At 67.2% G+C, this 20,170-nt stretch carries 21 protein-coding genes; 9 read left to right on the top strand and 12 right to left on the bottom strand.

Annotation, left to right across the window (positions count from 1 at the left end; all coding sequences use genetic code 11):
* The first annotated feature begins 149 nt into the window (after nt 1-149).
* From ASE82_RS08650 to ASE82_RS08630, 5 genes are all read left to right on the top strand, one after another.
* Nucleotides 150-875, top strand: a complete 726-nt coding sequence (locus ASE82_RS08650) for a metallophosphoesterase family protein (RefSeq protein WP_056061497.1) — start codon at nt 150-152, stop codon at nt 873-875.
* A 178-nt stretch (nt 876-1,053) separates the two neighbouring features.
* Nucleotides 1,054-1,326, top strand: coding sequence for a hypothetical protein (locus tag ASE82_RS08645; protein ID WP_056061494.1), 273 nt, complete (start codon nt 1,054-1,056; stop codon nt 1,324-1,326).
* Between the two features lie 542 nt (nt 1,327-1,868).
* Nucleotides 1,869-4,421 (top strand): O-antigen ligase family protein, encoded by a 2,553-nt coding sequence (locus ASE82_RS08640; protein WP_156348822.1) that lies wholly within the window; start codon nt 1,869-1,871, stop codon nt 4,419-4,421.
* Nucleotides 4,422-4,514: 93 nt separating this feature from the next.
* On the top strand, nt 4,515-5,216 hold the full coding sequence (locus tag ASE82_RS08635) for a polysaccharide biosynthesis/export family protein (RefSeq protein ID WP_082441380.1): 702 nt from the start codon (nt 4,515-4,517) through the stop codon (nt 5,214-5,216).
* A 125-nt stretch (nt 5,217-5,341) separates the two neighbouring features.
* A complete protein-coding gene (locus ASE82_RS08630; RefSeq protein ID WP_162236717.1) occupies nt 5,342-7,471 on the top strand; it encodes a GumC family protein in 2,130 nt (709 codons plus the stop codon).
* A 43-nt stretch (nt 7,472-7,514) separates the two neighbouring features.
* On the opposite strand, the gene ASE82_RS08625 is transcribed toward ASE82_RS08630, so the two are convergent.
* Nucleotides 7,515-7,970, bottom strand: a complete 456-nt coding sequence (locus ASE82_RS08625; RefSeq protein WP_156348821.1) for a Rap1a/Tai family immunity protein — start codon at nt 7,968-7,970, stop codon at nt 7,515-7,517.
* Nucleotides 7,971-8,030: 60 nt separating this feature from the next.
* Here ASE82_RS08625 and ASE82_RS08620 point away from each other — a divergent pair, with 60 nt between their 5' ends.
* Entirely contained in the window at nt 8,031-9,131 is a 1,101-nt protein-coding gene (locus ASE82_RS08620) for a cell wall hydrolase (protein WP_056061478.1), read from the top strand.
* Between the two features lie 2 nt (nt 9,132-9,133).
* Here ASE82_RS08620 and ASE82_RS08615 read toward each other — a convergent pair whose 3' ends face one another.
* The 7 genes from ASE82_RS08615 to ASE82_RS08585 form a co-directional block, all read right to left on the bottom strand.
* Nucleotides 9,134-10,288: an acyltransferase family protein gene (locus ASE82_RS08615; RefSeq protein ID WP_056061475.1), complete on the bottom strand. Its 1,155-nt coding sequence runs from the start codon at nt 10,286-10,288 to the stop codon at nt 9,134-9,136.
* Nucleotides 10,285-10,581: a hypothetical protein gene (locus tag ASE82_RS19690; protein WP_056061473.1), complete on the bottom strand. Its 297-nt coding sequence runs from the start codon at nt 10,579-10,581 to the stop codon at nt 10,285-10,287. Before ASE82_RS19690 ends, ASE82_RS08615 begins: the two co-directional genes overlap by 4 nt.
* Entirely contained in the window at nt 10,571-10,996 is a 426-nt protein-coding gene (locus ASE82_RS08605) for a hypothetical protein (protein ID WP_056061469.1), read from the bottom strand. The genes ASE82_RS19690 and ASE82_RS08605 overlap by 11 nt, the downstream gene beginning before the upstream one ends.
* A gap of 96 nt (nt 10,997-11,092) precedes the next feature.
* Nucleotides 11,093-12,193: an oxidoreductase gene (locus ASE82_RS08600; protein ID WP_156348819.1), complete on the bottom strand. Its 1,101-nt coding sequence runs from the start codon at nt 12,191-12,193 to the stop codon at nt 11,093-11,095.
* 10 nt (nt 12,194-12,203) lie between these two features.
* Entirely contained in the window at nt 12,204-12,845 is a 642-nt protein-coding gene (locus tag ASE82_RS08595; protein WP_056061464.1) for a heme exporter protein CcmB, read from the bottom strand.
* On the bottom strand, nt 12,842-13,414 hold the full coding sequence (gene ccmA / locus ASE82_RS08590; protein WP_056061461.1) for a heme ABC exporter ATP-binding protein CcmA: 573 nt from the start codon (nt 13,412-13,414) through the stop codon (nt 12,842-12,844). Before ccmA ends, ASE82_RS08595 begins: the two co-directional genes overlap by 4 nt.
* Nucleotides 13,411-13,821 (bottom strand): metallopeptidase family protein, encoded by a 411-nt coding sequence (locus ASE82_RS08585; RefSeq protein ID WP_235524623.1) that lies wholly within the window; start codon nt 13,819-13,821, stop codon nt 13,411-13,413. The genes ccmA and ASE82_RS08585 overlap by 4 nt, the downstream gene beginning before the upstream one ends.
* 48 nt (nt 13,822-13,869) lie before the next feature.
* Between ASE82_RS08585 and ASE82_RS08580 the strand changes: the two genes are divergently transcribed.
* Nucleotides 13,870-14,166 (top strand): 4a-hydroxytetrahydrobiopterin dehydratase, encoded by a 297-nt coding sequence (locus ASE82_RS08580; protein WP_055881974.1) that lies wholly within the window; start codon nt 13,870-13,872, stop codon nt 14,164-14,166.
* 144 nt (nt 14,167-14,310) lie between these two features.
* Here the strand turns inward: ASE82_RS08580 and ASE82_RS08575 are convergent, their stop codons facing one another.
* Nucleotides 14,311-15,102, bottom strand: a complete 792-nt coding sequence (locus ASE82_RS08575; protein WP_056061455.1) for an SDR family oxidoreductase — start codon at nt 15,100-15,102, stop codon at nt 14,311-14,313.
* A 51-nt stretch (nt 15,103-15,153) separates the two neighbouring features.
* On the opposite strand from ASE82_RS08575, the gene ASE82_RS08570 reads away from it, so the two are divergent.
* Together ASE82_RS08570 and ASE82_RS08565 are read left to right on the top strand one after the other, a co-directional pair.
* Nucleotides 15,154-15,915, top strand: a complete 762-nt coding sequence (locus ASE82_RS08570) for an ATP-binding cassette domain-containing protein (protein ID WP_056061451.1) — start codon at nt 15,154-15,156, stop codon at nt 15,913-15,915.
* Between the two features lie 10 nt (nt 15,916-15,925).
* Complete coding sequence (locus ASE82_RS08565) at nt 15,926-17,470, top strand: ABC transporter permease/substrate-binding protein (RefSeq protein WP_056061448.1); 1,545 nt, start codon at nt 15,926-15,928, stop codon at nt 17,468-17,470.
* Here ASE82_RS08565 and ASE82_RS08560 read toward each other — a convergent pair.
* From ASE82_RS08560 to ASE82_RS08550, 3 genes are all read right to left on the bottom strand, one after another.
* The gene (locus ASE82_RS08560) at nt 17,461-18,219 is read right to left on the bottom strand and encodes a sulfite exporter TauE/SafE family protein (RefSeq protein ID WP_082441379.1); all 759 of its coding nucleotides are present in this window, start codon (nt 18,217-18,219) and stop codon (nt 17,461-17,463) included. The genes ASE82_RS08565 and ASE82_RS08560 overlap by 10 nt on opposite strands.
* Nucleotides 18,212-19,417 (bottom strand): 23S rRNA (adenine(2503)-C(2))-methyltransferase RlmN, encoded by a 1,206-nt coding sequence (gene rlmN / locus ASE82_RS08555; protein WP_056061442.1) that lies wholly within the window; start codon nt 19,415-19,417, stop codon nt 18,212-18,214. Before rlmN ends, ASE82_RS08560 begins: the two co-directional genes overlap by 8 nt.
* Nucleotides 19,418-19,660: 243 nt before the next feature.
* A complete protein-coding gene (locus ASE82_RS08550; protein ID WP_235524622.1) occupies nt 19,661-20,113 on the bottom strand; it encodes an invasion associated locus B family protein in 453 nt (150 codons plus the stop codon).
* Between the last annotated feature and the right edge of the window lie 57 nt (nt 20,114-20,170).

Here is a 20,170-nt window from a genome sequence, read left to right as displayed (position 1 = left end):
ATCGGCCAGCCCATGGGATGTGCAGTGCTCCACTATCGCAGACTTTGATATTTCAGCAATCGAACCAATTGATCGCAATGGCATATTCAAGTTAGATCGCCGCGCTTCCCCCACGACCTTGCGGGAAACGCTATACCGGAGATGTTGCGTTGCCAAGCACCGATTCTGGTGACCGAATATATGCCATCGGTGACATCCATGGCCGATACGACCTTCTCCAGATGTTGATCGCGCGGATCGGCGAGCATTCTGCAAGCTTGCCGCCGGCCCGCTCGCTCTACGTGGTTTTGATCGGAGACGTCGTTGATCGCGGGCCGCAAAGCGCCGAGGTGCTGGCGATGCTCTATGGTCTCCAGCGCCAGAATAGCCGCGTCATCGTCCTGCTGGGCAATCATGAAGAGGCGATGCTCCAGGCGCTCGACGGCGATCCGGACGCATTGCGGCGATGGCTCGCGGTGGGCGGCGATGCGACGCTCGCCAGCTTCGGCATCGCGCCGCTGCGCACCGACGACGACCCACGTGACTATATGAACGGCGCGCGACGCGCGATCCCGCGGCAATGGCTCGCCTGGCTTCGTCAATTGCCGCTCAGCGTCCAGTCCGGAGACTATTACTTCGTCCATGCGGGCGTTCGTCCCGGTGTCGCGCTTGCGCGGCAGGTACGCGACGACATGCTGTGGATCCGTGGCGAGTTCCTTCGGTCCGAACGCGATTTCGGTGCGGTCGTCGTCCACGGACACAGCATTACCCCTGACGTCGATGTCCGCGAGAACCGGATTGGGATCGATACGGGTGCGTATCGAACAGGCGTTCTCAGTGCAGTCTACTTGGAAGGCGAAAAAAGGGACATACTTGCTGTCTCGTTGCCAATGTGAACTCGCAAAAGTGAGCAGTTGCAGCAAATTGTAAAAAACAAACGATTCTGTTGTAAGAAACAGACGGTTTGTACAATTAATCCAGGTTAGTGGCGCGATCCCTGTACTTGACTCTTCTGCCAGCACGTGAGTAACTGAAGTATAGGCGCGGAACCGCCGTATTCAGGGGTCGGAAATCATGTTCAAAAAGATCATTCTTGGAGCCGCGCTCGCTAGCCAGGCTTTCATCGGTACCGCGTATGCAGCACCGGCGCGTCCGCAAGCAGTCAGCTTCGACAGCGTAAAGATGGTCGATGCTGCCGGTTCGCCGATGCGCGTCGGAACGTCGGCCAAGCGTAAGAATGATCTTGCCGGCGCGCCATTCCTGCTGCCGCTGCTCGGTGTCGTTGCTCTGGTTGCAGTGGTTGCGGTCGTTGCCAGCGGTGGTGACGACGACTCCAGCCCAAACTGATCGGCTGACGCGTCCTCGCTAGGCACGCGATCGCGAGAGTTATTGAGGCGAAGCATTCGAACGAGTGCTTCGCCTTTATCTTTTTGTGCCTTTCAGTGGTTTTTGATCCACGGTCGCGTTCGGTAACGTCAAGTGCGTCCGGGTGTAGGCAGGGATAACTTACCGACTGTGAGGCGTGATCTTCGCCAATTGCCGTTGATCGACGAATCGGCACGATCATCCCGGCCGAACGCGACGATCGATCGCCTGGCTGGCTCACCTGCCTGTCCCAGTCCTTATCGAAGCGGTCCATCGATGGCTTTACGTGACGTACGATCGCTGACGGCAGGCGTGGGATCGCATGACCCGGTGGGCGTGATGGTCATGCCGTGCCGCAGCGAGCATCATCGCTACAGTGCGTGGGGGCGTTCCGCATGAGCGGCATGAACGAGCGTCGCGGCTCTCGAAGAGAGAGTGGCCGGTCTGGCGGGCGGCCGAGCGGACGGTCTCGCACTCATAGGTTCGGTTTGTCGGCGCCGTGGCGAGCCCATGCGCCGTTGGTGGTGTTCCTGGCGGTCCTGCTGTTCGGCGGGGGCGCGGGCACTGGCTACCCACTGATCGAACTCGCCGCGCAAATTCTGGCGCTTGTCCTGATCGTCCGCGCTGGGCGTCCGACACCCTCCGAAATCAATACGCTTGCGTCCGCGCCGCCCGCCACGAGATCGGTCGCGCTGAGCCGTTTCGTGCTGGTGTTCGCCGCTGCGGCGCTCCTGCTGGTGGCGCAGCTGGTGCCGCTGCCCGCGAGCTGGTGGCACGGCCTACCGGCGCGCGAGACGGCGGTGCAGGTCTACACGCTGCTCGGCTGGACGACGCGGTGGCACGCCTTCAGCATGACGCCCGACACGACGTTTACCGCGTTGCTCACGTTGCTCGTACCGCTGGCCGCGATGCTGACGGTGGCGGCACTTCCGCTCCAGTCGCGCGTGACGATGCTCAGGCTGATCGTCATCGCCGCAGTGATCTCGACGGTGCTCGCCGCGTTGCAGGTTGCGGCTGGCGGCAGCGCGCCGGTCCTGTACGACACCGCGCATCGCGGGTTCGGCGTCGGCTTCTTCGTCAACCGCAATCATCAGGCGACGTTCCTGCTGGTGTCGATCGTGTTTGCAGCGGTGCCGGGCGTGATGGGCACGGGGGCGGCGCGCCGGCTCGGGATGCTCGGCGTCATCGGCTTCCTGTCGCTCGGCATTCTCGCGACCAGTTCGCGCACCGCGTTGCTGTTGCTGCCGATTTCGCTGATCGTCGCGTTCGCCCTGGTCGGCGATGTCCGGCGCACCGGCAAGTCGGTCGCTGCGGCCGCCGCGCTCTATGTCGTCGGCGGGCTCCTGTTGTCGCGCACCGATTTGGTCCAGCGCCTGTTCGCCCGCTTCACCACGGTCGCCGAAGAGCTGCGCTATCAATATTGGGAAAACTCGCTCTACATCGTCCGCGAGACATTCCCGTTCGGCACCGGCTTTGGCAGCTTCGAGCGAGTCTATCGCAGCGTCGAACCGCTCGGGCAGGTCTCGCCGCTGAGCGTCAATCATGCGCACAACGACTTCCTCGAACTCGTCCTCGAAGGAGGGCTGTCCGCAGCGATCCTGATCGCGGCAGGGCTGATCGTGCTGATCGTCGCGCTCGTATCGGGTTGGCGCCACGCCGGCGTTCGCGGCGCGAGCGACCGGCAGAGCGGCGATCGCCACGCGAGTACGCGTCAGGAGCGCGCGACACTGGTCGCGGGCGGGGCGGCGATCGCGCTGATCCTACTGTTCTCGCTGGTCGATTATCCACTGCGCATGGCGGGGATCGCAGGCCTGTTCGGCGCCGCGCTCGGCTTGATCGCCGCGGTCGGTCGTCCGCAGTCCCGCACGACCGCGTCCTTCGCCTGGACGCCCTCGACGATAACGATGACGATCGTCGCGGCCATTGTCGGGTTGGCGGCGAGTGGCGATGCGGCGGGTCGCTTCCTGACGATACGAGGCCAGGCCGCGGCCGCGACGACGGTCTCGCCGTGGTCGGCCAGCGCCTGGTCCGCGTTAGCCAATGCCGAGCAACTCGCGAGCCAGCCAGCCGCGGCACGCGCTGCTGCGGCCCGTGCGCTGGTGATCGACCCGATCGACGCGGGGGCAGTCCGCGCGCACGGCTATGCCGATCTCGCGCTCGACCAGCCGGTGCGCGGCAGCGCGTTGCTACAGGCGGGCGCCGCGCTGGGCTGGCGCGATACGTTGATGCAATTGTGGCTGGCGGAGCGCGCGCTAGAGGTTGGCAGCACGGGTGTCGCCGCGGAGCGTATAGACGCGCTGTTGCGCCGTGCCCAGCTGCCCGACGCGCTGATGCCCCAGATGCGCCGGACCTATCTGTCGCCCGGCGGCGTCGATGCGGTCGTCGCGCGCCTCGGCGATGTGCCCAAATGGCGGCAGGGGTTCTTCAACCTGATCGCCAAGGACGCTGCCGAATCGGTGCCGCGCACGCTCGAGTTTCTCGGCAAGCTGCAGAAGGCGGGCGTCGCCGCGACGCCACTGGAAACCACGCTGATTCGCTGGCAGCTCGGTGACAGGGGCGACATGGCCGGCGCGCGTCAGGTCTGGCTCGCGAGCGGTGGCCGGGGACTGGTCGCGGATGGCGGGTTCGAGGCGTTGCCGTCACCACTGCCGGGTGGGGTCATCCCCTATGCCTGGGGCGCGCCGAGCTTGCCGGGCGTACGCGTGATCCCGGCGGATCGCGGCGCGGATAACAGCGGCCATGCACTGCAGATCGTTTCGGACGGTCTGTCGAGCGGCACCGCGCTGGCGCAGGCGATAACCTTGCCGCCGGGCCGCTGGCGGGTGAGCGCGATGGTTCGCGGTGCCGACGTGCCGGCCACGCTTTCGCTGACATGCGCCGGTCGACCGGCCACGATCTCGACCGACGGCATCGCGCTCGACGGGCGAGGGGCGGGCTGGCGGCAGATGGCTGGTGTCGTCACGGTCGGAACCGGCTGTCCGGTGCAGATCCTGGGTCTCAACCTGCGCGAACGTGGTGGGCAGCCCGGCGTATTCTGGATCGATTCGGTTCGCATCGCCGCCGTGGCCGGGCAGTGACGTCGTGCAGGTGCCGGTAACACAGGTTAGACGCTTGACCGAGTGCACCGGGTAGTGCGAGGGTTCGTCATTCCAAAGGGGCAAGATCAACGGATGCGAGCGACCTTGATAGGGGTGGTCGCGCTGAGCGCCATGCTCGGCGCGTGCGCCGACGATAATGTCGGCCCTAACCTCCGAACCGGCGAAGCCGCGTATGAGACGATCCCGGCGCCTGTGGGGGCGCCACGGGTGCAGGATTATCGTATCGGCGCGCTCGACACGCTCGACATCGTCGTGTTCCAAGAAGCCGACATCTCGACCCGCGGCGTCGTCGTCGATGCCGCGGGCGTCATATCGATGCCGTTGATCGGACGGATTCAAGCGGCCGGCAACACCAGCACGCAGCTCGCCGACCTGCTCGCCGCAAAGCTGGCCGAGCGGTTCTACGTCAATCCGCAAGTCACGGTCACCGTCGCCAGTTCGGTCGCGCAGCGCGTCACCGTGCAGGGCGACGTCAAGGAGCCGGGCATCTATCCGATTTCCGGACCGACCACGTTGCTCGACACGATCGCGCTCGCCAAGGGCGAGAGCGAGGACGCGTCGTTGCGCGAGGTGATCGTGATCCGCTACATCGACGGCAAGCGGATGGGCGCGGTGTTCGATCTGAAGCGCATCCGCCGCGGTGACGATGCCGATCCCGCGATCGCGGCTCGCGACACGATCATCGTCGGCCATTCGACGGGCAAATCGGCCTGGCATGATATTCTGCGCGCGGCACCGTTGCTCGCGGGCTTCGGCGTCTTCGCGCAATTCTAAGATCACAGGAAGAGAACTGACTCATGGGGAGTGTCGACGTCTCTCAGGGCGCTCTCACGCCGAACGACCGGCGGAACTTCGGTTCGGCCCCTGGGTCGAATTTCGCCGAGCGCGAGGACTTTTCCGTGCCTGAGGGCGAGGGGGACGAACCGGCGATCGATCTTCGCGCGGTATGGGCGACGATCTTCCGCAATCGGTACATGATGATCGCGATCGTCGGCGTCGCGCTGATGCTCGGCATCGCCTCCGCGTTGCTGATGCCGCGCAAGTATACGGCGCAGTCGAGCATTCAGATCGACCAGCAGGTCGCCAAGGTTCTCGGCACCGAGGATTCGGAGCCGCAGGTCGCCGGCAGTGACGCCGATCGCTTCCTCCAGACGCAGGCGGACGTGCTCAACAGCCGGGCGATCGCGCGCCGCGTTTCGGACAGCCTCGCGCTGAGTGCGAACGACGAGTTCCTCAAGCGAATGACCGGCGCGCGCCAGATCGAGATCAAGCCGGGCGATGCCAGCCTTGCTGATCAGGTCGTCGACGTCTTGCAAAAGAACCTGACGATCGACCTTCGCCGCAACTCGCGCGTCGTCCACATCATCTTCACCAGCCGCGACCCCGCGCTCGCCGCAGAGATCGCCAACAGCTACGCGACCAACTTCATCGAGGGGAATATCCAGCGGAAATTCTCCGCATCGTCCTATTCCCGCCGGTTCCTCCAGAACCAGCTCGGCCTCGCCAAGACCCGCCTCGAAGGGTCGGAGCGCGACCTGATCGCCTATGCCCGGTCCGCGCGGTTGATCGACGCCAGTGCGGGTGCTCGCCAGCAGGAAGCGGACAACGCGCCGCGCTCGCTCGTCACCGCCAACCTCATCCAGCTCAACGCCGATTCGGCAACGTCGGAGGCCAATCGCCTGCGGACGCGCGCGCGGTGGGAACAGGCGCGTCGGGCGCCGCTGATGTCGCTGCCCGAAGTGCAGGCGAACGAGGCGGTCCAGCGCCTGTCGCAGAAGCGCGCGGAGGATATCGCCAGCCTCAGCGAAGTCCGCCGCCGCCTGAAGCCTGACCACCCTGTCGTGATCCAGGCGCTTGCCGAGATCGCCACGCTCGACCAGCAGATCCGCCAGCTTGCGGAGGTGACGCGCAAGTCGATCGAGAACCAGTATCTCACCGCCGAGCGTCAGAACCGCGCGCTCATCCAGCAGGTTACCGCGCTCCAGGGGGCGACGCTCGCCGAACAGGGCCGCAGCGTTCGCTACAATATCCTGCGCCGCGAGGTGGATACCAACCGCCAGCTCTATGAGGGCCTGCTCCAGCGCTACAAGGAAGTCAGCGCCGAGGCGGGGATCACGACCAACAACGTCTCCAGCGTCGATACCGCCGAACAGCCCCGCCGCCCGACGTCGCCGCGGCCGCTGCTCAACGTCGCGCTCGCGCTGATCGCCGGGCTCGCGCTGGCGATGCTGTATGCGTTCGGTCGGGACTATCTCGACGATTCGATCCGCGATCCGCAGGATGTCGAGCAGAAGCTGCACATCCCGCTGCTCGGCGTCGTGCCCGACACGCGGGGCGATTCGCCGCTCGACGCGCTCAACAATCCGAAGTCGGAGATCGCCGAGGCGTATCACGCGATCCGGACGTCGATCGAACTGTCGTCGAACCAGGGTCCGCCGCGGTCGATCCTCGTCACCGGCAGCAGCAAGTCGGAAGGCAAGTCGACCACCTCGTTCGCCCTCGCGCGCGACTTCGCCGGGCTCGGCCGCCGCGTCCTGCTGATCGATGCGGATTTGCGGCGTCCGTCGCTGCACCGCACGCTGGGGATCACCTTGCCCGAAATCGGCCTTTCGTCGGTCCTCGCGCGGATGACCGAACGCGGCGCGTCGATCCTGCCGACCGCGTTCCCCGGGCTCAGCTTCCTGCCGAGCGGGCGGCTACCACCGGATCCCGCGACGTTGTTCGCGGGGACGGCGATGCAGGATCTGCTCGCCGCGCTGGAGGCGGACTACGACGTCGTGATCGTCGACGGCCCGCCGGTTCTTGCACTCGCCGACGCGGCGCAGTTGACGGCCGCCGCGCAGGCCACCGTGTTCGTCGCCGAAGCCTCGAGCGCGCATTTTGGGCAGGCACGCAACGCCGTGTCCCGCCTGCTCCGCGCCGGTGGCACCGTGATCGGCTGCGTGATGACCAAGTACAACGCCAAGAAGGCGGGCTTCGGCCAGTCCTACGATTACTACCGCTATCGCTACGACGACGCGTCGAAATAAGCCGAACCGCTGCTCCGGCTCGGGCCGGAGCAGCTAGCGCACGTCAGGGTTTGCCGCTCCGAGACGGGGCAGGCGGCGTCCCGCGCGGGCCGCTACCGCAGGCGTAGCGGATCTTCAGCGCGACGACGACGACCGAGGCCGCTTCGCCGGACAGGTCGGAGGGCTTGTCGCGCAGATAGTCGATGAACGCCTGGCGCAAATCGCCCTGCGGAACATGCCGGGGCACGCAGAATTCGCGCTGGTTCAGCCACGCCTCGTATGCGCGGACCGTGTCATGCACGCCGGTGATATAGGCGAAGCAATAGGACGCGTCGGCCGGCACGTTGGACAAACAGCGCTGCCGCAACTGCCCGGCGCTGAACAACCCCCCGGCGAGCGGCCCCGTTGAGGCTTGCGAGCTTGGCGCTTGCGGGGTGGGGGCCTGCGCGACCGCCCCATTCGGTTTCTGGGACTGGATCAACAGCGGCGCGGCGAGCAGCAGGACGAGGGGCATGACCATGATCGCCCGTCGTTACGCGCTGGCGCGGTGCGCTTCAATTCACTAACACCCGACGAAGCAATGGCTCTTCTCGACCTTATTCGGCGACAGGCGCCCGCGTCGCCCGAGCCGGCGCCCTCGACGCTGATCCTCGATCCGAACACCGTTTCGTCGTTGCCGCCGGTGCGTCGGTTTCACCTGGGCGTGATCGTGCCCGCCCTGCTGGCGCTGATCCTGATCGGCGGATCGATCATTGTCGCGGTCGTCAGCCTCGGGACGCCGCCGGACAAGGCGTTCGACGCGACCGGCGGCACGCGCTGGGCGAGCACGGCGCGGATCGAGGCACCGTTCGCACCGAAGACGATGCGCCCGCTGACGCCCGAGCAGGCGGTCGCCTGGAACGCCGCCGCGCCGACCGTGGCGAAGCGCGTCGAATCCGCGTCCACCTTCGCGTTGCGGACCGGCAAGGCGGAGGATTACAGCCGCTCGCTGCAATGCCTGACGATGGCGGTCTATTACGAGGCTGGCAGCGAATCGGACGATGGCGAGCGCGCGGTGGCGCAGGTCATCCTCAACCGCGTCCGCCATCCCGCCTATCCCAAGACGGTCTGCGGCGTCGTCCTCGACGGATCGCAACGCAGGACCGGCTGCCAGTTCACCTTCGTCTGCGACGGCGCGCTTGGCCGGTTACCGTCGCAGAAGGGCTGGCTGCGCGCCTCGCGGGTCGCGACGTCGGCTCTGGGCGGCGCGGTGTTCGCTCCGGTCGGCTGGGCGACGCATTATCACGCCAACTACGTCGTGCCGTATTGGGCATCGAGCCTGGAAAAGGTCGCGGCGATCGGCGCGCACATCTTCTACCGCTGGAACGGTCCCGCCGGACGCGGTGGCGCATTCCGCGGAGTCTATGCGGGTAACGAACCTGCGATGACGCTGCCTCCCGCGGTCGTTACCCCGACGGCGACGAACGCCGCCGCAACGGTGGCCACCGCATCCGGTGCGGTTGCGCCGAGCGAGCGACCCGTCCTCAGCGGCTATCGCGCCAGCCTGCCCGACGACTCCCCGGTGCCGACCGTCAGCCTTGGCGAACGGCGCGTGCTGCCGCGTGGTCCCGAAGTCGGCGACAGCAGCGCTTCGCCGACTCCAGAGCGCCGCGTCCTGCCGGTATCGCCTACCGCCAACTAACCTCAGGGGGCGACGAGTTCGGCCCTGGACGGCCGCCGTCCACGCAGCGCCTCCGCGATCGGCAGCTCGATCAACCGCCAGGACAGCCACCCCACGCCGAAGCACACCATGCAGGCGAGTGCCGCCATCGCGAGCAGCGCCGGTAGGCCGTATGCAACGATCGACACGGTCGCCGACGCGAACGCGCCCAACACGAAGCTGTGCGTGAGATAGATGCTGTAGGACGCGTTGCCGAACGCGCGCGAGAATGCGGCGAACCCGTCCGACCGTCGCGTCGTCGCGGGCGTCGTGAGCACGGTCACCGCCACTGCGACCGCGATCACCGCCATCGCCACGATCTGGCTCGGGTCGATTGCGGCGACTCCCAGCGCGGCCACGGCGACGACCGCGATCACCGACATCGGCAGCACCGGCAGGCGGTCGCCGATCCGGTGGCGGACGAGCGCGATGATGATCCCGATCGCGAAATAGCCCATGATCGGCCGCGTGAAGACATAGGCGGCGATCGACACGCCGACCCGGTCGGGTGGCGCATCGATGCCGGTCCCCACCGTGACCAACAGCCCAAGTACCGCCAGCACAAGGAACGCGCCGCGCCGCGCCAGCACTGCGAGGCCCGCCGCGAACAGCAGGTAGAAGAACATCTCGTAATGCAGCGTCCACCCCAGCTCGTAGATCGGCTGGATCAAACCGTTGGCGCCGCGGTGGGGGATGAACGCGAACGACAAGAGGAATTCGGTCACGTTCGGCAGGCGCGCCGCGACGATGGTCCGTGCGCCCATCGCCTGCGCCAGCCAGCCGAACGCGACGATCATCAGCGTCGTCAGATAATAGAGTGGCGCGACCCGCAGGAACCGGTTGCGCAGGAACGACCAGCCCGATGGCGGCGGCCGGTCCTCCCGCAGCGCGATATAGACCATGATGAAGCCGCTGATCGCAAAGAAGGTGGCGACCCCGGTCTGGCCGAGCCGAGTCGTGAAATCGGGAAGGTCGTGGGTAATCGCACCGCGCCGGACATAGCGCTCCAGCAAATGCTCCACGACGACGCCCGACGCCGCCAGTCCGCGCAGCAGCTGGAGCGGCGCTATCTGGTCGCGGTCCAGCGCCGCATCGCGCGAGAACAGCCGCGAAACCAGCGGCACGCGCGCGCCAATCACGCCAGCCGCAGCATGACGATGGTCGCATTCAGCGCGAACCCCAGCGCGACGCTCTTGATCATCTCGCGCGGCGTGACCGGCAAATTGGCGTTGATGATCGCCGCCACCAGCGAGGTAGACGCGGCGAACAGCAGCAGCGACCACCAGCTTGGCCAGGTTGCGTTCTTCACATGCGCCCAGTCGGTGATCAGCGGCAGCAGCACCATCAGGAAATGCCCGAAGCACGCCGCCAGCCAGTGCGACAGGAATCGCGGCAGACTTTCGCCCAGTTCGAGATGCGGATCACCGCTCATCGACGATGCTCCGCTCGTCCTGTTCCGCATGCGCGACCAGCGTCCCGATCAGGATTTCGTAATAGGCGGCGGCATTCGCCTCGATCTCGTCGTCGGCGTCCGCCTGCGTCGCGCCGGCCTGTCCAGCCGCCACCCGCGCCGCGCGGATCTGCCATTCGGCCATGTCGCGCCAGGTCGCCACGTCGCGCGCGGCGATCGCCTGCTGCGCAAGCCCGATCAGGATGACGAACGCGCCCAGCACCGCGACCGCGACCGCCAGGTAATAGCCATGCGCCCAGATCGCGCGCAGCCAGAAGCCATAGATGACCGTGACGATCACCACGATCAGCGCCACCAGGCAGATCGCATCGATCAGTCGACCGATCCGCTTGGGCCAACGCGATTGGTTGAGGCCATGGTGAAGAGGGTCGGGCACGCAGCAATCCTGTCAGAGAAGATCCGGATCGGCAACCGACCGGAGGTGCTTCGCAAGCGACGCATTCGATACCCGCGCGACGCCGGGACGGATCGTTCAGATTTGTACAGTCGCGGACGATAGCGCGCGGGCTGCGGCGTCCCGCTCGCGATCGGTCAGCGCCAATGCCGTCGTCGTGCCGGTGTTTGCGGACAGGAACGCCGCCTCGACGACCGCCATCACCGCCAGCGCTTCGATCGGCGCGACCGGATTTTTCGCTGCTTCCCGAACCGCCGCCGCGATGCCCCGATAATAATGGCGCTGGTCGCCGGGTAGCGCGCGCTGTTCGCGTTGCCCGTCGGCGGCGTGGATCACCAGCGGATCGGGATCCTCGCCCCAGTTCGCGTCGCCCGGCCGCATTCCGCTTAGAAGTTGCGCCTCCTGTCGGTCGGCGCAGTGCTTCGTCATGCTGCCGGCGGTGCCGTGCACGGTGAACCGGTCGACGCCGCCTGCCACCAGCATACTCGCCTGGAGGATCACGCGGCGCTCGCCGTAGGACAGGACGACGTGTGCCCAATCGTCGGTCATCGCGCCCGGCCGCTGTGTCGCGATCGACGCCTGGACCGTGTCCGGCAGGCCGAACAGGAGCAATGCCTGATCGACGAGATGCGGACCGAGATCATACCAGACACCGCTGCCCGGCCCCGATCGCTCGCGCCAGCGGTCGCGGACGTCCGGCCGGAACCGGTCGAAATGCGATTCGAAATGCGTGACGTTGCCGACGATACCGGCGTCGATCGCGGCACGCACGGTGAGGAAATCACTGTCCCAGCGCCGGTTGTGAAAGACGGACAGCAGCACGTCTCGATCTTCCGCCAGCGCGATAAGCCCGCGCGCTTCGTCGAGGTCGAGCGTGAACGGCTTGTCGATCACGACGTGCTTCCCCGCCGCGATCGCTGCCCTCGCGAGCGGTGCGTGCGTCTCGTTCGGCGTCGCGATCACGACCAAGTCTATGTCCTCAGCCGCGATCAGCGCGTGCGGATCGGCGTGGACCGTCATCCCCGGAAAGTCCGCCTGCACCTTGTGAGCATCGCTGGACGACACCGCGCGAAGTTCGAGCCCCGCGACCGACGCTATCAACGGGGCATGGAACGTCTTGCCCGAGAACCCGTATCCGATCAGTCCGACGCGTACGGGGCCGGCTTGCTCGTCCGTCATGCTCATCGCCTCAGTCCATGCCCGCGCGGATCGCCGCCGCCGCAAGGAACGGCGCGCCCGCGACGAACACGAGGCTGACCGCGGCCAGCAGCTTGACCGCGCCCGCGCCTCCGGCCGGATCGAGCGATCCCGCGCCGAAGATCAGCAACGGTACCGCGAGCGGCAGCATGACAAGGCCCGTTACCGCGCCGCCGCCGCGAACGCCCGCGACCAGCGCACTCGTCGCGACGGCAAGCGCGGCGAGGCCGGGCGTGCCGATCAGCAGGCCGACCTCGACGCGGAGCAGCGTGTCGGCCGACAGGTTGAGCAGGCCGGCGGCGATCACTGCGGCGAGCATCAGCGGCGGGCCGAAGCTCAGCCAGTGCGCGATCGTCTTCGCCAACGCGACCAGCGCAAGCGACATCCCGCGGACGACGAACTGTTCGAACAGCCCCCCCTCCAGATCGGGACTTACGAGGCGTTCGACCGGCAACAAGGCCGCAAGCAATGCCGCGGTCCAGATCACCCCGCCACCGATCCGCGCGAGCAACGCCGCGTCGGGGCCGATCGCGAACGGGAACAGCGTCGCGACCAGCAGGAAGAACGCGACCACCAATGTTGCGCCGCCGCTCGACACGCTGCGCCGCAGATCGCGGCGGATCAGCGCGATCACAACGCGATCTTCCGCGCGGCAGGGATCGCTAGCGACAGGTGCGTGGCGACCAGCGCGATCCCGCCGGTGGCGCGGTGCTCAGCGATCAGCGTTTCCAGTCGAGCGACCGACACCGTGTCGAGCCCGTTGGCGGGTTCGTCGAGCAGCCAGACCGGCGCTCCGCTAGCGGCAACGCGGGCGATTGCCGCGCGGCGGCGTTGCCCGGTCGACAGCAGGCGGACCGGAATGTCCGCGAGCGTGTCGAGATTGAGGGCGGACAGCGCCTGGGCGATCCGGGTATCGGGGGCGGGCGCATTGTCCAACGCGGCCCAGAAACGAAGCGCGGCGATCAGCGTGCGGTCGGAATCGAGCGCACTTGCCTCGGTCAGCAACGCCTTGTTCGCGTCACACGTCACGGCGCCTTCGAATGGCGCGAGCAGGCCGGCGGCGATGCGGATCAGGCTCGATTTTCCGACGCCATTGGGGCCGGTGACGATCGCCGCATCGCCCGGCCCGAGGTCGAACGACACGCTTGAGAACAGCAATCTTCCGCCCCGTACGCACGCCACGTCGCGAAACGCGAGACTCATGCGGCGGAGTCTTCCAGCGCGTGCATGTCGTCGTCGCTCAGGCCGAAGTGATGGCCAATCTCGTGGATCGTCACGTGCGCGACGAGATCGTCGAGGCGCACCCCGGTCTCGATCCATTCCTCCAGGATAGCGCGGCGGTACAGGACGATGCGGTCGGGCATCGGCGCGACGTCCATCGACGATTTCTCGCCGAGTGGGCGACCGTGATACAGGCCCGACAGGTCGAGCGGGTGTTCGAGGCCCAGCGCCGCCAGCGTCTCGTCGTCGGCAAACTCCTCGACCGCGAAGACGATGTCGCCGAGATGCTCCGCGAACTGCTGCGGCAGCCTGGCGATCGTCGCGCGACAGATCGCCTCGATCGTGTCGGCGTCGGGGGCCTCCCCGGATATTGTCGCTTGCCCGCTCATGCCGCCAGCCATACGCGTCGGCGAACTGTTGCGGCAAGGGAGAGCCCGATGATCGAAGCGCTGAACGATACCGAGCGGGCCGAGGCGCTCGATGGGCTCGACGAGTGGGATTACGACGATGCGCGCGACGCGATCACGCGGACGATCGTGTTCGCCGATTTCGTCGAGGCGTTCGGCTTCATGACGCAGGTCGCGCTGATCGCCGAACGCGCGAACCACCATCCGGAGTGGAAGAACGTCTGGAACCGCGTGGAAATCCTGCTGACCACGCACGACGCAGGCGGCCTGTCACCACGCGACATCGAGATGGCCGAAGCGATCGACGCGATCGTCGGCGACGCCTGAAGTAAAATGATCCTCCCCCGCCAGGGGGAGGTGGCACCGAAGGTGACGGAGGGGGAGGGCACGGAACCTCGGTCATCGCGTACCGCCCCCTCCGTCTGGCAAGTGCCAGCCACCTCCCCCTGGCGGGGGAGGATTAAAGCGGGTTCAGCCCTTCCGCATATCCCGGCGCATCCGCTTGCGCAGCGCGCCCGGCATCCACCTTGCCGCGAACGCCATGCGGTGCGCAGTCTTGCCCACGAACGTGTGGACCTTGTCGCCGTGCACCGCGGCCCAGGCCGCCTCCGCGACCTTGTCCACGCCGGTCAGTTCCAGTCCCGCCCCCGTCACCGTCTCGCGGATCGAGTGGTTGGTGTTCCCCGCGGCGGAATCGAGCAGCGGCGTGTCGATGAAGCTCGGTACGATCGAGCGCACCTTGATCCCGTCCGCCGCCCATTCGCCGTCGAGCGCCTCGGTGATCGCGCGCACCCCGAACTTGGTCGCGGAATAAGGCGCGAGCCCCGCCGAGCCGTAGATCGCCGACGCGGACGCAGTGTTGAGCAGGCACGATCCCGGCGTCCGCTTCAGATACGGATGGCCGATCCGCGCGCCGTTCAACGCGCCGACCAGGTTGATCGCGATCACCCGGTCGATCTCGGCGAAGTCGGTCTCCGCGAGCGGTCCGCCCGATCCAATCCCGGCATTGTTGAACAGCACGTCGAGCCGCCCGCCCGTGGTCGCGACGAACGCATCGAGCGACGTCACCCACGCATCGCGGTCGCGCACGTCCATCTGGTAGGTGCTGACCATCCCCGCGGGCAGCAGCGCGGCGGTCTCGGCAAGCCCTGCGACGTTGACGTCCGCCAACCCGACGCGCCAGCCCTTGGCAGCGAACAGTTGCGCCGTGGCGCGGCCAATCCCCGATCCGCCACCGGTGATGAAAATGCTCTGCTGCGTCATGCGCCCCTCTCCATTTGATTTTCCGGTATGTTTCCCGCATCCTGCGCGCAGATGCCAGACAATTCCCCAGCGCTCGCTTTCGAACGCGTTACCAAAAGATACGGGACGACGATTGCCGTCGACGGCGTTTCGCTGGAGATCGCACGCGGCAGTTTCGTCGCGCTCGTCGGCACGTCCGGTTCGGGCAAGTCGACGCTGCTGAAGACGCTCAACCGCCTGGTCGAGCCGAGCGAAGGCCGGGTGACGATCGACGGTGCCGACGTCGCTGCCGAGCCCGCGCCCGAACTGCGCCGCCGGATCGGCTACGTCTTCCAGAACATCGGCCTGTTCCCGCACATGACGATCGCCGAGAACATCGCGATCGGCCTGCGCATCGCCGGCCGCACGGATGAGGCCAAGGTCGGCGAGTTGCTCGACCTCGTCGACCTGCCCCGCGACATTGCGGGCCGGATGCCCGACGCGCTCTCGGGTGGCCAGCGCCAGCGCGTCGGCATCGCCCGCGCGCTCGCACCCGGCGCGAAACTGCTGCTGCTCGACGAGGCGTTCGGCGCGCTCGACCCCGTCACGCGCGATGCGCTCGGCACGCGGATCCGCGAACTCCACGACCGGCTCCGGCTGACCACGATCCTCGTCACGCACGACATGGCGGAGGCGCTGTTGCTCGCCGACCGCGTGCTGGTGATGAAGGCGGGGCGGATCGTCGCCGACGCCACGCCCGCCGACCTCGTCGCCGGCAAGGGTGGCGACGACGCGCAGGCACTGGTGCAGGTGCCGCGCGCGCAGGCCGAACGCCTCCAGGCGCTAGTCGCATGAGGGGGGGCGCATGAGCGCGTTCCTCGATGCGCTCGGCCGCGTGCCGCCGCTGCTCGCCAACCACGTCCTGCTCTCCGCGGCGGCGCTGCTCCTCGGCATCGCGATCAGCCTGCCGCTCGGCATCTGGTCCGCGCGCAACGCGACCGTGGCGCGCGTGTCGCTCGGTTTCGCAAGCCTCGTCCAGACGATCCCGAGCCTCGCGCTGCTCGCCTTGTTCTATCCGCTGCTGCTCAGCCTCTCCGCGCTGGTCGGCGGCGGCATCCCCGCATTGGGCTTCCTCCCGTCGCTGATCGCGCTGACGCTGTACGCGCTGCTGCCGATCCTGCGGAATGCAGTCGCCGGCCTGCACGGCATCGATCCCGCCGTGATCCAGGCGGCGGACGCGGTCGGCATGACGCCCGCGCAGAAACTGCGGCTGGTCGAGGCACCTCTGGTCGCGCCCGTGCTGATCGCCGGCATCCGCACCGCGGCGGTCTGGACGATCGGTGCGGCGACGCTGTCGACGACGGTCGGCCAGCCGAGCCTCGGCGACATGATCTTCGCGGGATTGCAGACGCAGAACTGGGCGCTGGTGCTCGCCGGCTGCGTCTCGGCGGCGGCGCTTGCGCTGGCGGTCGACGCGCTGATCGGGGCGATCGAATACGGCATCCGCGCGCGCCGCCGCTGGCTGTGGATCGCGAGCGCGGTGGTGCTGGTCTTGGGAACCGCGGCGGCGACCGCCCCGCTGTGGCCCAAGGGCGGCGCAGACCGCACCGTGGTCGTCGGCGCGAAGAACTTCGCCGAGCAATACATCCTTGCGCGGCTGATCGGCGACCGGCTCGAACATGCCGGCTATACCGTCGAATATCGCGACGGCCTCGGATCCGCGGTCGTCTTCGGGGCGCTCTCCGGCGGCGATATCGACGTCTATGTCGATTATGCCGGGACGATCTGGGCGAACGAGATGAAGCGCAACGATGTCCCCGAACGCCCGGCGATGGTCGCCGCGATCGCCGACTGGGCGAAGCGCGAGCATCACGTCGGCCTGGTCGGGTCGCTCGGGTTCGAGAACGCCTATGCCTTCGCGATGAAGGGCGACGCGGCGAAGGCCAAGCGCATCGCCAGCCTCGACGATCTGGTGAAGGCCGCACCCGGCATGACGCTCGGCAGCGATCTCGAATTCCTCGAACGTCCCGAATGGGCCGCGGTGAAGCGCGCCTATCCGCTCCGCTTCGCCAAGACGACGCCGTACAGCCCGACCTTCATGTACCGCGCGCTGGAGAGCGGCAATGTCGACGTCATCTCCGCCTTCTCGTCCGATGGCCGGATCGCCGCGGACGGGCTTACCGTGCTCACCGACCCGCGGCGCGCGATCCCCGGCTACGACGCGATCCTGATGGTCGCGCCGAAGCGGGCAGGTGACGCCAAGTTCCTGGCCGCGCTGAAGCCGATGGTCGGCCGAATCCCGGTCGAGGCGATGCGCGCCGCGAACTACCGGGTCGACCGCGATACCGACAAGGAAACGCCGGAAGCCGCGGCGACATGGCTCGCCGCGAAGACCGGGCTTCAGGAATAGGCGCGGTAGAAGAACACGATCGTCGTCGCGATCGTCACCAGCAGCGTCCAAACGCGGATCACCTGCGGCGACAGCAACAGCCCGAGTTTCGCGCCGAAATGCCCGCCGACGATCCCGCCGATCAGCATCGGCACGCATAGCGCCCACACCACCATCCCGGTCGCGATGAAGATGATCGTCGCGGCGAGGTTCGCGACCGCCAGCATCAGCGTCCGCGGCGGCGCGAGCGTCGCGGGCGTCGCGCCCGACAGCAGCCCCCACGCGGCGGTCAGCATCAGCCCGACGCCGCCCCCGAAATACCCGCCATACACCCCCAGCAATGCCTGCACCGCGACGAGCGACTTCGGCCCGATCTCGACCCGCGACCGGAGCCACAGCGATGCGCGCGTGCCGAACGCGATCGCCAGCGTCGCGAACAGCAGCAGCCACGGCACGATCAGGTCGAACGCGCGCGCCGACGTCGCCACCAGCAACAGGCTCCCGACCAGCCCGCCGACGAAGGTGATCCCCGCCATCGTCTTCATGCTGACGCCCGAGATCGGCTGGAGCCCGTGGCGATACGCCCATGCGCTCGCCATCGCGCCGGGCTGAAGCGAGACGTTGCTGGTCGCGTTCGCGAAGGTCGAGGGCACGCCGAGTCCGATCAGCGTCGGCATCGTCGCGAAGCTGCCGCCACCCGCAAGCGCGTTCATCGCCCCGCCGAGAACCCCAGCCCCTGCCGCCAGCGCGACCGCAGTCCACTCAAGCAAAGGCGTCGGACTCGGCAGCGGCCTCGCGATCGATCTGCGCGCGGCTCTTCTTCTCCGACGCGGTCTTCAGCTGCCCACACGCCGCGTCGATATCGCGACCGCGCGGCGTCCGCACCGGCGCCGAAATTCCCGCGCCGAACACGATGCTGGAGAACGACTTGATCCGCTCGGGCGTCGAGCACTCGTATTGCGCCCCCGGCCACGGATTGAACGGAATGAGGTTCACCTTCGCCGGCAGCTCATACTTCCGCAGCAACCGCACGAGTTCGCGCGCATCGTCGTCGGAATCGTTCTTGTCCTTTAGCATCACATACTCGAACGTGATCCGCCGCGCGTTGTTCGTGCCCGGATAATCCGCGCACGCCTGCAACAGCTCCTCGATGCCGTATTTGCGGTTGAGCGGCACGATCTCGTCACGCACTTCCTTCGTCACCGCATGCAGCGACACCGCCAGATTAACGCCGATCTCCGCGCCCGCACGCGCCATCATCGGCACCACGCCGCTGGTCGACAACGTGATCCGCCGCCGGCTGAGCGCGAGCCCCGCGCCGTCCATCACCAGCTTCAGCGCATCGCGGACATTCTCGAAATTATACAGCGGCTCGCCCATCCCCATCATCACGATGTTGGTGAGCATGCGGCCCTCGGGCTGGCTCGGCCATTCGCCCAGCGAATCGCGCGCGAGCATTACCTGGCCGACGATCTCGGCGGGCGTCAAATTGCGCACCAGCCGCATCGTGCCGGTGTGGCAGAAGGTGCAGTTGAGCGTGCAGCCGACCTGGCTCGACACGCACAACGTACCGCGATCCGCGTCGGGGATGAACACCATCTCGTAATCCTGCGCATCGTCCGACCGCAGCAGCCACTTCCGCGTCCCGTCGGTCGACACTTGAGCCTCGACCACGTTCGGCCGGCTGATCACGAAGCGCTGCTCCAGCCACGGGTGCATCGTCTTCGAGATATCGGTCATCGCCGAGAACTCGGTCGCACCGCGATTGTAGATCCAGTGCCACAGCTGTTTCGCGCGCAGCTTGGCCTGCTTCTCCTCAAGCTGCGATGTCTCCAGCGCCATCCGCAGATCGGCGAGCGACAGCCCGAGCAAGTCGATCCGCCCATCGCTGCGCGGCACGAAGCTGCGGGGAACGGGCACGGGATCGATGTGCCCGGGAATAGGCATGAGGTTCGCGGCGGTCTGCATGCGCGAGCCCGTAGCGGAATTTTCGTGATTTTTCTACTGGCTGCGGGAGAGGGAAGTAGACACCCTTCCGATCCTCCCCCGCAAGGGGGAGGTGGCAGGCGTAGCCTGACGGAGGGGGAGGCCTGCGCTCACGTTCGTTCCGTGTCCTCCCCCTCCGTCACCTGCGGCGACACCTCCCCCTTGCGGGGGAGGATCGTGAAGGTTCGTTCGGAACGTCTATTGGAAACGCGGGGCAGCAAAACGTCACCCTCCGCTACACCCCAACACCGCCGCATCGATCGCCGTCGCCGCCCCCGACAGCGCATACACATCGACAAACGGCCGCCCCCCAACACCAACCGCCTCCACACTCATACTCCGCCCCGATCGCATCGCCGCGACGATCGCGCGATCGCTCGGCGCATCGCCAGCCCAGGCATCCAAGCCGTTCGCCACCAACGCGAACCGCCGCTCGCCGACCGTCAGCGTCACCCCCGCCGACCGATCCCGCTCCCGACTGAGCCGCACATGCAAGGACGCGCGCAAACCCCGCTTCGGCCACGTCGCGACGCTGGCAAAGCCGGACGAACGCCCCCCCGCCATCACCGGCCGCGCAATCGCGTAACACCGCGCCGGACTCGCATCGCGAAACGCTCCCCATCCCTGGTAGATGCCGATCGTGTCACGCGCCGCTACCGGAGCAGCAATCGCAAACACCCCCACCGCCAAAACCAAACGCCACAGAACCCCCCTCCCTGGAAGGGAGGGGCAGGG

The organism is Sphingomonas sp. Leaf230 (assembly GCF_001421745.1).
Taxonomy (GTDB): Bacteria; Pseudomonadota; Alphaproteobacteria; order Sphingomonadales; family Sphingomonadaceae; genus Sphingomonas.
This window is presented reverse-complemented; position numbering and strand designations above follow the sequence as displayed.